Below are 12660 nucleotides of genomic sequence, written 5' to 3' on the forward strand. Positions count from 1 at the left end.
TTGTTTGGTTATCGCCGCCGTGATGGGGAAATAATGGGATCGTTGCGTGATAAATAATGGATATTGCGTTTACGGGTCTTTCTCAGAAAATTCTTTAGTTAAACGAGTAAGCCGCACTGGTAAGTGCGGTTTTTTTATGAATACGGATCACAACTGGCTAAATTTTCGCTTCACTGAATTTTATTATTCCCCTATGGTTTGCATGGTTAACAGGATTAACTATAGGGATATATATGTACCACAGTGATGCGGTCATACGGCAGCTTCAGGCGCAAAGGATTCTGGCAGAAAAGCTCGACAATGCCGTTTCCGGCGTTATTGATGCAGTTTCGGATCAAGTCAGTAAGATCAATAAAGGGGCGACCCGGCTTTCATTTTATGCATCGTGCTTTACTGATGAGTATTATGATGTTTGTAAAAAACAGGCGCTGGAGGATAATCGATTCCTGATGGGAGTGGCGCAGTTAGTAAAAGAGCGAAATATTGTTTTCTCACTGCTAAAAACATACTTAGATTATCAACTGCAAAACAGAAACTTCCGGCAGCTTGAAGTAATAAAAATGCATCTTATGCGGGCTAACATCCATATCGCTGCAAGTACACTCACTTCATCTTCGTTTAGTCTGGGCGCAACTCTTGCGGTCGTAGCGGGACTTAACATTACGCTACCTATTGGAAGGAACATTGGACAAGTCGTTGGGGTTGTGGCCGGTGGCTTGGGAATATATGGTGTAGTTCAGGATGCAGCAGACAGCGCGAAGCGCCTGCAGTTAATGCATCCGCCTTATTATCACGCATTATATGTTCGTGAGCTCGAAATGATGTATTTCCTTGTTGAAACTTCACTAATACGTGCAGGCGCCCTTAAAAATGAATGGCTATCAGATTATGAGATCGCTGAAGTTTTAATGAAATTGATGGGGAGAACATGAAGAGATTTTTAAAACAGTGGTTAATAACTGAAGGAAAGTTTTTGCTATGTATCTATGGCCCGGTTATTACTACTTTAATATTTGGAGTGTTAAAGGTAATTTATTATCCAGATAGTGGAATGTTGAGTGTAGGGATATTTTATTTATGCGCTCTGACATTCTTTATTTATAAGTTTCGTTAATTTAAAGGATTAAATATGTCAACTCCAGCACATCTCTGGTTAGAAGATGAAAGCGGTTCGCCGATTGTGGGCTCGTGCATGATGCCGACCAGACTCGGTTCGATAGAGCTCAACTCCGTCATGCACAACATTACCATCCCGGTGGATCCGCACACCGGAAGGCTTACGGCCACAAGAATTCATGCTCCAATATCCGTTCAAAAGGAGTTTGATAGAACAACGCCGGTGCTGTTTCGAGCATTATGTCAGTGCCGAACGCTGAAATCTGCGACCCTCAAGATGTACCGAATTAACGAAGCGGGTATTGAGGTTGAGTATTTTAATATCCACTTGGAAAACGTAAAAATCTCCAGCATTTCACCGACTCTGCTGCCAAACGGCCAGACCAGCACGCATCTGGAAAATATTGAGCTACGATATGAAACGATCACATGGAAATACGTGGACGGTAACATTGTGTTTAAGGATGGATGGAATGAGAGGATGATTGCTTAGCTTTTGGCTAAGATTGCTGACGCTGAGGATCAGAAATACATGAACAAAATAATATTGCTTAAAGACGATATAACCAAAGTCCCAGTGGAAGCCATTGTGAATGCCGCCAACACCTCCCTGCTGGGCGGCGGCGGAGTTGATGGCGCCATCCATCGTGCGGGCGGGCCGGCGATTTTGGCTGAGTGTCAGCAAATCAGGAATCGACAAGGTGGCTGCAAAGTCGGAAATGCAGTGATCACCACGGCGGGTGATTTACCGGCAAAATACGTCATTCACACTGTTGGCCCACACTGGCATGACGGGCAACATGATGAAGAAACGCTGTTGAAAAATGCCTATCTGAGTTGTTTTAAATTGGTAGAAGAATACGGCATTCAGACCGTTTCGTTTCCAAATATCAGTACTGGCATATATAGGTTTCCTAAACAGTTGGCGGCTGAGATCGCATTAGGTGTGATTGAACAGTGTTTGCGTGAGAATTCCATTATCGAGCAAGTAAATTTGGTCTGCTTTGATGAGGAGAATTACAACCTTTATTCAAAAATGCTGGCCCCATAAAGTTATGCGTAATTTATCTTGGGAAAAGGCGGCCAAAGGCGCTAGCGGCGGCGACTTTAAGTGAGTTCTTCAGCCAGAGCAGCATTAGGCAAAACGGTATATGCCAATCTTCAGTTCAAATATTCACTGAGTCAGTTCATATACATCCGACCGAAAACAGCGAAATATTTAGGATTAGGGTAGACAAGGTTGATGGCTATTTTATCGTCGAAGTAATCATGGAATCATGGAATCATGGAATCATGGAATCAATTGACCCGCTCTGACCTCTTTAATTAACAGTAAAAATATTTTTTATTATGAAATTGAAAAGCATAAATGAAAGAAAAGACGAGATTATCAATTATAACAAATAATCTCGTGCTATAGAGTGCGAAATTTATATGTGACGGAAAACAAGAGCTCTGCTATTATTTTTATTTTATCGAACGCATTAAAATCCAGCGAGCAGGTCGTTCACACCATTTGACGCATCGAACCTGATTGAATCCAATGTTGACTGAGCGTGTGCGCTATGTATAACAGGAACCAACAGCGAATGCCTAAACTGTAAAAACACACTGATAATATCTTGAATTGCATTGTTATCACATCCCTTTACACCGCCCTTAATGCCTTCAATTACCGTATTTTCCGGTAATTTTATCAAATCGTTCTCACGGCGGTTATAATATTCAGTCTCACTAAAGAAAGATTCGGGTGATTTCCATCTAAATATTTCAAAAACAGTGGACTTTAGTGATATTGGGAATGTAATGTGTGTAATGTAATCTCTAAAGCCAATGAAATTATGCTCGAAAGAGTTTTCTGTAAATGTATCTTTATTGTGAATATCAAAGTCTCCTAAGTTTGCATTGCAATATGGAGTTAACATTAATTTCAAATCCGAGAAAAAAGTTATACATGCCCATATGCTTTTATCATTTTCTGAGAGATGACAGACCCCACTAATACTATTCATATGTATAAAGTAATCATTGAGGCATTTATTAAGAATAACTTTTCTGAAACTTGAAAAGTCTAAGTCTGAACACAGCTCTATAATATTTTTGAAATGCTCAGGGCTATTGCTCTCATACATTTTAAGTAAAATAGTATCTCTTCCATCTTTTATATCTACACAGATGAACTCAGCACAGAAGTATTCCATCAATGATTTATGAGACCACCGATACAAAGAGCCTTCTTTTACAAAAAGAGGCACCGAATAAATCAGATCCTTTATGAATTGTAATGGTTTTACTTTTATACCTGTAATTTTATCTGTAATCTCTGAGATAACGTTCTCAAGCTGACTTCGCGTAAATTCTAGGACTCCTTTATTTTTAAGACACCAAAATGCTAATCGTCTTAGTATTAGGCTAAATTCTGTAATATCTAAACCCGAGTGTTTTCTTCTGACATAACCAATCTCCTTGCTTAGATCATGGGTTTCAAACAATGCTTCAAAGACTTGGCTATAAAATAGATCTTTTCTTCTCGGGATCACAGGTTTGAATTTATATGAGCAGAATAACAATGAAACATACAAAGGCGTTGTTAGAAATTCAAGAATAGTACCATGATCTTTAACTCTCATTCCCTTTATCTCTGAAATTAATTTCTTAGATAAAGATAACCCCCCTTTATATCCTGATGAATTAGAATCATAAATTCGTAATAGACTATACGACTCTTCAATCTCAAGAGGTTTTATTTTGAATCTATTATATGTATGCAAATCCAAAAGGCTCTGATCTGGTCGAGAGGTAATGATTATTTTAGAATGAATGAATTCTTCACTGAATGCTCTAATTTTTCTAATGACATTATTTTTTATATCAAAAGGAATTTCATCAATGCCATCGAAGAAAAAAGCAAATGGCAAACTTGTTAGAATTTGCTCTTGGTTATTTCCTGATAGTCCAATAATACTTAAAAGTTGATCTTTTATTGACTCATCTTTTAATGTTCTAAGCTCCACATAGATAGGTATATAATCAGTGAAGTCAACTGTATCTGTAACCATTTTTTTTAGTAGAGTTGATTTCCCCATTCCAGCATTATCTATTATTAATATGTGATCAAATGCGTTGATAACGAAATCACCTCTATGTACTTTAATATCTTGAGAGTCAAGGCTATCTAAAGAAGATAGCGTTAAGGGCTCATAGATTTCACTAACTTTTTTCAAAACATTTGGGAAAGCTAAAGAGTTAACCAACGAACATTGAGCACGTGTTTTAGATAAGAACTCTAAAGATTGACATTTAACTTTATATAAATTTTTTTCTTTTTCGAATAAATCACTTCCTTTTCTCATAAGAAATGGGAGTATTTTTTCATTAAAGAGTTGAAGTGCCCAAGGTTTAGCCAGTTCAATTGCATTTTCAAGAGTTATCATCTAAACATCCATTGTAAAAAATTCGTAATTGCACGAAGTATACTAATAGATTGGTTCATAATGAAGAGGGAGGAAGTGATTCTGACATAAACCAAATTACAACGTTATATTTAACATAATTATGATGTAAAAACTAAAATTTCATCATTTACGATGTTTCGTTTTCTACAATGCTCGTGGATTGGGCTCTCAGAAGCCACTTAAGTTATACCATGTCCACCATCGTTCATTTTGCAGCCATTTAAAGACGTAAGGATTTCAAATAATCTTAATAATACAAAAATCCTTTGATAAGTATCCCTCTTATTAAAGATCTCTTTAATAGCAATAGCGATACGAAAAAAAGCGGCCCTAAGGCCGCCAAAACCCTCAACTGCAGTGAACATTGAGGAAGGAGGATAATAAACGGGTTATCCTTTCACGCCACCAGCCGTCAGGCCGCTGACCAGCCAGCGTTGGGCTAGCAGGAACACCAGCGTAATCGGAATTGCAGAGAGCACCGCCGCCGCGGCAAAGTCGCCCCACAGATAGTTTTGCGGGTTCAAATATTGCTGCATGCCGACTGCCAGCGTGTAGCTGTTCACATCACGCAGCAGCAGTGAGGCGACCGGCACTTCAGTAACCGCAGCAATAAACGCCAGAATAAACACCACCGCCAGAATCGGCACCGAAAGCGGCAGCAGCACCAGCCGGAATGCCTGCCACGGTGTGGCGCCATCCAGCGCGGCGGCTTCTTCCAGCGAACCGTCGATGGTTTCGAAATAGCCTTTAATGGTCCAGACGTGCAGGGCGATGCCTCCCAAATAGGCAAAGATCACGCCGCCATGCGTATTCAGGCCGATAAACGGCAGATATTGTCCCAGACGATCAAACAGCGCATAGAGCGCCACCAGCGACAGCACGGCTGGGAACATCTGGAAAATCAGCATGCCTTTAAGCAGCGTGGCGCGCCCGGCAAAACGCATGCGCGCAAAGGCATACGCGCAGGTGGTGGAAAGCGCCACAATACCAATCGCGCTGATGGCGGCGATTTTCACCGAGTTCCACAGCCACAGCAGCACCGGGAAGGGCGGCGGCGTCACGCGGCCATCGGCGTGCTCCACGCTGAAACCTAACGCCAGCTGCCAGTGTTCCCAGGAAATCTGCTCCGGGATCAGCGAGCCGGTGGCGAAGTTACCGGCGCGCAGTGAGATGGCGAACACCATCAGCAGCGGAAACAGGATTCCCGCAATAAACATCAGCAGCAGCAGATGCGTCATCAACAGACGCAGCTTTTGCGATTTGGGTTGCACCATAGCCATAACGCCTCCTTAATCGAATTTCATCCGCACGGCTTTAAGATTGATCACCGCCAGCGCGCCTACCAGCAGGAAGATCAGCGTGGCAATCGCCGCCGCCAGACCAAAGTCCTGTCCGCCGCCACCTTCAAACGCAATGCGCCAGGTGTAATTGACCAGCAAATCGGTGTAACCCGCTGGCGTGGTAGTGCCGATACGATCCGGTCCGCCGTTGGTTAGCAGCTGCACCAGCACAAAGTTATTAAAGTTAAAGGCGAAGCTGGCAATCATTAGCGGCATCAGCGGCTTCAACAGCAGCGGCAGGGTAATCAGGAAGAAGTTCTGCAGCGGCCCGGCGCCGTCCATCGCCGAAGCTTCATAAAGATCGTCCGGAATCGCTTTCAGCAGCCCCATGCAGAGAATCATCATGTAGGGATAACCCAGCCAGGTATTCACGATGACCAGCATGGTGCGCGCCAGCGTCGGATCGCTAAACCACGCGGGCTGGAAGCCAAACAAGGCTTTCAGCATCACGTTGATCTCACCGAAGCTCTGGTTGAATAAGCCTTTGAAGATCAGTATCGAGATAAACGCAGGCACGGCGTAAGGCAAAATCAGCATCACGCGATATACCGCTTTGCCTTTCAGCGCTTCCCACTGCACTAAGCAAGCCAGCACCATGCCGACCGCCACGGTGAGAATTACCGTCACAAACGAAAACAGCAGCGTCCAGCCAAAGATCGCCAGAAACGGTTTTTGAATCCCTTCATCGGTAAACACGCGAATGAAATTCTTCCAGCCGGTATTCACCGTGAAGCCCGGACTCAGCGCCTCGCCGCTGCTGTTCTGATAGAAACCGCTTTCACGATTGGCCTGATATAGTGCGCCGCTTTGCTGATTTTTCAGGTCGCCGTTGGCTTGCAGTACATACAACGGGCGCGTACCGGAGAACTGACGCAGTGAGCTCATCACCACCAGACGACCATCCGGCAGTTCGGCCTGAATCTGGTTCAGCGCCTGGCGATTGGTGGTGACGATGCGCAGCGTGGCGCGTTCACCCGGCGGTGGCGAGGCGCTGGCGAGTTTCAGCTTTTGCGCTCCGCCAAAGGCAAACGCAGGTGAAACGAAGGTTTGTCCGTTGGCCGCTTCGGTCAGCACCAGCTGCCAGCGATCGCCCGCCGGGATCAGCGAGAAGTTCAGCGCCGAACCATCCTGATACTGACGGCTCAGCAACACCTGTTGCGCACGTTCCAGCGTCAGCTGGTTGGTGCTGCTGTAGTTGGTAAAGGCAATCGCCACGGTACAGGCGAGCGGAAACAGTACGAACAGCGCCATGCCGGCGAGTCCGGGATAGACATAGCGCCAGGCGTAAGCGCGACGATTGGCATAAATCCAGATGCCGACGGCACTGATAATCAGCGTCATCAGCGCAAACAGATATTCACCTTTTGCATACATCAGCACGAGCAGATAGCCGACCAGCAGACAGCAGATACCGAGAAAAAGAGCCTTCAGCACGGCGCTGAACCGTGCTGTTTTCGGTTTTCCTGACATGATGCGGTTTTCCTTAACAGCCAGTAACGAGCCGGATTGCGCCGGCTCTGGTAGAGAGGATTACTTGTTGAGTCGTGCCTGCGCATCTTTCAGCGCCGCATCGACGCTTTGACGTCCGCTCAGCGCATTCAGCGTGGCGGTGCGCATCGCGTACCAGAAGGCAGCCATCTGCGGAATGTTTGGCATGATATCGCCGTTGCGCGCGTTGGTCATGGTGGCGGCAATGCGCTCATCTTTTTTCAGCGTCTGCTGGAACGATTTCAGCGCCACCGCGCCGAGCGGTTTGTCTTTGTTGACCGCATCAAGACCGGCGTCGGTCAGCAGGTAATTTTCCAGGAACTCTTTGGCCAGCTCTTTATTCGGGCTGGCGGCATTGATGCCGGCACTCAGCACGCCGACGAAGGTTTTGGAGTTTTTGCCATGCAGCGTGGGCAGCAGCGTGACGCCGTAGTTGATTTTGCTCTTATCGATGTTGCTCCACGCCCACGGCCCGTTAATGGTCATGGCGGTTTGCCCCTTGTTAAAGGCGGCTTCGGCGATGGAGTAATCGGTATCGGCATTCAGCGTTTTGGCCTTCACCTGATCGACCAGGAAGCTCATGCCCGCTTTGGCCCCCGCGTTATCCACGCCGGTATCTTTTACGTCGTAGCGGCCATCATTGAGCTTAAAGGCATAAGCGCCGCCCGCCGCTAGCAGCGGCCAGGTGAAGTACGGCTCCTGCAGGTTAAACATCATGGCGCTCTTGCCCTGCGCGCGCATTTTCTTATCAATGGCGGCGATCTCTTCCCAGCTTTTTGGCGGCTCAGGCAGCAGATCTTTGTTGTAGATGAGTGACAAGGATTCAACTGAAATCGGATAACCGATCAGCTTGCCGTTGAAGCGCACCGCGTCCCAGGTGAAGGGGAAGATTTTCTCCTGGAAGCGCGCGTCTGGCGAAATCTCCGCTAACAAGCCTGACTGCGCATAGCCGCCAAAGCGGTCGTGCGCCCAGAAGATGATGTCCGGGCCGTCGCCGGTGGCGGCCACCTGCGGATACTTCTCTTCCATTTTGTCCGGATGCTCCACCGTCACTTTGATGCCGGTCTCCTGCTCAAACTTTTTACCCACTTCAGCCAGGCCGTTGTAGCCCTTGTCGCCGTTGATCCAGATGACCAGCTTTCCCTCTTCAATCTTTGCAACGGCAGAGGCTGAAAACAGCACGGCCGTCAGGGCGGAAAGGGCAAGAATGCGTGCACCGGTTTTCATTGTCATAACTCCATCCTGTTAGCGAAAACGGAAATCGTTTTACCTGCCACATTGTGAGTATCTGCCGCCGCTTCTCATCCTCCCCGGCTCTACGCCTGCTTATCACCTGATGTGATCTGCGTTGCAAAACCACCCGGTTATCACGGGCTGGCGCACACAATCGTCGCTCTGCTCTGCGTCATAGCTCACAAAAATGGTTGCCTGCGGCGTTTTATCAGACGGGTCTGCGCAATCTCCTCCTCCCGTCTCCTCCCCCACGCTGACGCCGTGCGGTGGAGGATGTCGGCCTTGATGTCCTTGCCCATAGTGGTCGCCGGGGTCTGTCCGCCGACTTGCGGACAAGGAATAGCAAGCTGAGAGGAAAGCATCATGTCGAGCGTTACGTTGCGCAGTGTCTCCAAGGTGTGGGGCGAAACCGAGGTGTCGAAAAACATCAGCCTTGAGATCGCTGAAGGCGAGTTCGTGGTTTTTGTCGGACCTTCAGGCTGCGGCAAATCGACGCTGCTGCGCATGATTGCCGGTCTGGAAACCATCACCAGCGGCGATCTGTTTATTGGCGACAAACGCATGAATGAGGTACCGCCCGCCGAGCGCGGCATCGGCATGGTGTTTCAGTCCTACGCGTTGTATCCCCACCTTTCGGTGGCTGAGAACATGTCGTTCGGCCTGAAGTTGGCCGGCACGCGCAAAGCGGAGATTCAGCAGCGGGTCAATCAGGTAGCGGAAGTGCTGCAGCTGGCGCATCTGCTGGATCGCCGTCCGAAAGCGTTGTCGGGTGGTCAGCGTCAGCGCGTAGCGATTGGCCGTACGCTGGTGGCGGAACCGCGGGTGTTTTTACTCGATGAGCCGCTCTCCAACCTCGATGCCGCGTTGCGCGTGCAGATGCGCATCGAGATCTCACGCCTGCATAAGCGTTTGAAGCGCACCATGATTTACGTCACCCACGATCAGACCGAAGCGATGACGCTGGCCGATAAGATCGTGGTGCTGGATGGCGGCCACGTTGCCCAGGTCGGCAAGCCGCTCGAGCTGTATCACTATCCCGCCAATCGTTTCGTCGCCGGTTTTATTGGCTCACCGCGCATGAATTTCTTACCGGTAAAAGTCACCGCCACCGCCATCGATCAGGTTCAGGTGCGTTTACCCAATACCCAGCTGGTGTGGCTGCCGGTCGACAGCGCGGGTGTGCAGGTGGGCAGCAACATGTCGTTAGGCATTCGTCCCGAACATCTGCTCTCCAGCGATATCGCTGACGTCACCCTCGAAGGCGAGGTGACGGTGGTGGAGCAGCTGGGACACGAAACGCAAATTCACATCCAGATTCCCGCCATTCGTCAAAGCCTGGTTTATCGCCAGGAGGACGTCGTGCTGGTAGAAGAGGGCGCCCTGATGGGCATCGGCCTGCCGCCAGAGCGTTGCCATCTTTTCCGTGAAGATGGCAGCGCCTGTCGCCGGCTACATCAGGAACCCGGTGTTTAGCCCTGCAAAACAATAAAAGCAATGACCTCAGGAGATAGAAAATGTTAACTCTGCGCAAACTCCCTATCGCGGTTGCTATCGCGGCAGGCACGCTCGCTGCCCCGTCGATGGCAGTCGATTTTACCGGCTATGCTCGTTCCGGCATCGGCTGGACCGGCAGCGGCGGGGAACAGCAATGTTTTCAGGCCACCGGCGCTCAAAGTAAATACCGTCTGGGCAACGAATGTGAAACCTACGCTGAGCTGAAGCTGGGCCAGGAAGTGTGGAAAGAGGGCGATAAGAGCTTCTACTTCGATACCAACGTCGCCTATTCGGTTTCTCAGCAGAATGACTGGGAAGCGACCTCGCCCGCGTTCCGCGAAGCCAACGTCAAGGGCAAAAACCTGATCGACGCGCTGCCGGGTTCCACCATCTGGGCCGGTAAGCGTTTCTACCAGCGTCATGACGTGCATATGATCGACTTCTACTACTGGGATATTTCCGGTCCTGGTGCCGGTCTGGAAGATGTCGATCTCGGCTTCGGCAAACTCTCCTTTGCCGCCACGCGCTCCTCCGAAGCGGGCGGTTCTTACACCTTCTCTAGCGATCAGATCCGTGATTACGCCACCAGCACCGCCAACGACGTGTTTGATGTGCGCCTCGCAGGTCTTGAAACCAACCCGAACGGCGTGCTGGAGCTGGGCGTCGATTATGGCCGCGCCAACGCGCGTGACGGTTATCGCCTGGAAGATAACGCCTCCAAAGATGGCTGGATGTTCACCGCCGAACACACGCAGAGCATGCTGAAGGGCTACAACAAATTCGTGCTGCAGTACGCCACCGATGCGTTGACTTCACAGGGTAAAGGGCTGCCGCAGGGCACCAACATCAACAACAGCGGCAGCATGTATCGCGTACTCGATCACGGTGCAATTAGCCTCGCCGACCGCTGGGATCTGATGTACGTCGCCATGTACCAGAACACCGATCTCGATAACAACCGTGGCACCGAGTGGTACACCGTGGGCGTGCGCCCAATGTACAAATGGACGCCAATCATGAGCACGCTGCTTGAAGTGGGCTATGACAACGTGAAGTCGCAGCAGGTGAACGAGCGCAACGGCCAGTACAAAGTGACGCTGGCGCAACAGTGGCAGGCGGGCGAAAGCATCTGGTCGCGTCCGGCACTGCGTCTGTTCGCAACCTACGCCAAGTGGGATGAGAAATGGGGCTACAGCAAAGACAGCTCAGGTGATTTGACCTCCTTTGCTTCTAACGACAGCAGCGGCAACGGCATTCTGACCAACAGCCGTGGCAACGACGATGAGGTGACATTCGGGGCGCAGATGGAGATTTGGTGGTAATGCTCCCGCATGTGGCTTAACTGAGACGATCTCTTTTCGGCGCGGCGCGCCATTGCCTGGTTCGCGCCGCCGCCTGACAGTTTTTGAGGTTATACAATGAGAATGAAAAAAACGGTTTTTGCGCTCTGCCTGAGCGCCGCGCTGCTGGTCGGCCAAAGTTTACCGGCGCTCGCGGATGTCAATCTGGTGCCACAGGATCTCTCTGCCGCGCCCACATTCCCCGCCGCCAGCCTGCAAACGCTGAGCTGGCTGCCGGTCGATACCTCCCGCACGCAGGTCACTACGCTGAGCGAGAGCCACAGCAACCTGAATGCAGCGGGCGTGACGGGTTCGGTGGCGGCCTACAGCTTGCCAGCCAATATCGGTGAACTCACCATTACGCTGAGCAGTGAAGTGAAACAAAATCAGGTGTTCGCACCGAATGTGCTGGTGCTGGATGAGAACATGCGTCCGGCGGCCTGGTTCCCGGCGCGCTTTTTCACCTACCAGCAGCCGGGCGTGATGGCGGCGGATCGGCTGGAAGGCGTGATGAAACTGACGCCTGCGCTGGGTCAGCAAAAGATCTACTTGCTGGTGTTTACCACCGAGAAGGATTTGACCGAAACCACCACGTTATTGGATCCGGCGAAAGCCTACGCCCGCGGTACCGGCAATGCGGTGCCGGATATCCCCGATCCGATTGCGCAGCACAGCCGCGATGGCACGTTGAAACTGAAAGTGAAAACTAGCTCAGGTTCATCCATTTTGGTTGGACCGCTGTTTGGATCATCGAGTCCTGCGCCGGTAACGGTGGGCAATACGCAGCCGGTTGCGCCGGCGACTTATCGTGCTGCCCCGGTTTCGGATGCAAAACCTAAACCGATCATGACGGATACCGAAGGTTACTTTAATCAGAACATCCGCGAGGCGGTTGAGAAGGGCAATATCGATAAGGCGTTGAAGCTGCTGGACGAGGCCGAGCGTTTAGGCTCCACGTCGGCCAGACAGGTGTTTATCAGCAGTGTTAAAGGCAAGGGGTAATCCGCCCCGGCAGTGCTGATTTGTCCCATCTGGTGCGCTTCGGCGCACCTTTTTTATTGGGAGCCAAAGTTCGTAGCGGCGCAATTTATTGCGCAATGCTGTGTCGGAGCACGAAAGTCAAAACAACGCGATGAATCGCGCCGCTACGGATGTGTGCGTTTTTAAGATCGCCTTCCATGGCGACCGCTGTGA

General features: G+C 49.6%; 10 protein-coding genes. 6 read left to right on the forward strand and 4 right to left on the reverse strand.

The features are described from left to right. The first annotated feature begins 233 nt into the window (after positions 1-233). The 3 genes from PO881_RS22085 to PO881_RS22095 all read left to right on the forward strand — a co-directional run bounded on the left by PO881_RS22085 (position 234) and on the right by PO881_RS22095 (position 2167). Positions 234-932, forward strand: coding sequence for a hypothetical protein (locus PO881_RS22085; protein ID WP_280173012.1), 699 nt, complete (start codon positions 234-236; stop codon positions 930-932). Between the two features lie 197 nt (positions 933-1129). Then, a complete protein-coding gene (gene tssD / locus PO881_RS22090; protein WP_280173013.1) occupies positions 1130-1609 on the forward strand; it encodes a type VI secretion system tube protein TssD in 480 nt (159 codons plus the stop codon). A 39-nt stretch (positions 1610-1648) separates the two neighbouring features. Continuing rightward, entirely contained in the window at positions 1649-2167 is a 519-nt protein-coding gene (locus PO881_RS22095) for an O-acetyl-ADP-ribose deacetylase (RefSeq protein ID WP_280173306.1), read from the forward strand. 433 nt (positions 2168-2600) lie between these two features. Here PO881_RS22095 and PO881_RS22100 read toward each other — a convergent pair whose 3' ends face one another. From PO881_RS22100 to malE, 4 genes are all read right to left on the reverse strand, one after another. Then, on the reverse strand, positions 2601-4550 hold the full coding sequence (locus PO881_RS22100) for a hypothetical protein (protein WP_280173014.1): 1950 nt from the start codon (positions 4548-4550) through the stop codon (positions 2601-2603). Between the two features lie 410 nt (positions 4551-4960). After that, positions 4961-5851 (reverse strand): maltose ABC transporter permease MalG, encoded by an 891-nt coding sequence (gene malG / locus PO881_RS22105; RefSeq protein ID WP_008110659.1) that lies wholly within the window; start codon positions 5849-5851, stop codon positions 4961-4963. A 9-nt stretch (positions 5852-5860) separates the two neighbouring features. After that, entirely contained in the window at positions 5861-7381 is a 1521-nt protein-coding gene (malF, locus tag PO881_RS22110; RefSeq protein WP_280173015.1) for a maltose ABC transporter permease MalF, read from the reverse strand. A gap of 60 nt (positions 7382-7441) precedes the next feature. Then, the gene (gene malE, locus PO881_RS22115; protein WP_280173016.1) at positions 7442-8632 is read right to left on the reverse strand and encodes a maltose/maltodextrin ABC transporter substrate-binding protein MalE; all 1191 of its coding nucleotides are present in this window, start codon (positions 8630-8632) and stop codon (positions 7442-7444) included. A 363-nt stretch (positions 8633-8995) separates the two neighbouring features. Here malE and malK point away from each other — a divergent pair, with 363 nt between their 5' ends. The 3 genes from malK (at position 8996) to malM (ending at position 12468) form a co-directional block, all read left to right on the forward strand. Next, positions 8996-10105: a maltose/maltodextrin ABC transporter ATP-binding protein MalK gene (gene malK, locus PO881_RS22120; protein ID WP_101761287.1), complete on the forward strand. Its 1110-nt coding sequence runs from the start codon at positions 8996-8998 to the stop codon at positions 10103-10105. A gap of 41 nt (positions 10106-10146) precedes the next feature. Beyond that, the gene (locus PO881_RS22125) at positions 10147-11448 is read left to right on the forward strand and encodes a maltoporin (RefSeq protein WP_192414503.1); all 1302 of its coding nucleotides are present in this window, start codon (positions 10147-10149) and stop codon (positions 11446-11448) included. 96 nt (positions 11449-11544) lie between these two features. Then, positions 11545-12468: a maltose operon protein MalM gene (gene malM / locus PO881_RS22130; RefSeq protein WP_192414501.1), complete on the forward strand. Its 924-nt coding sequence runs from the start codon at positions 11545-11547 to the stop codon at positions 12466-12468. Positions 12469-12660 lie beyond the last annotated feature (192 nt).

The organism is Pantoea sp. SS70 (genome assembly GCF_029866845.1).
Taxonomy (GTDB): Bacteria; Pseudomonadota; Gammaproteobacteria; order Enterobacterales; family Enterobacteriaceae; genus Pantoea; species Pantoea leporis.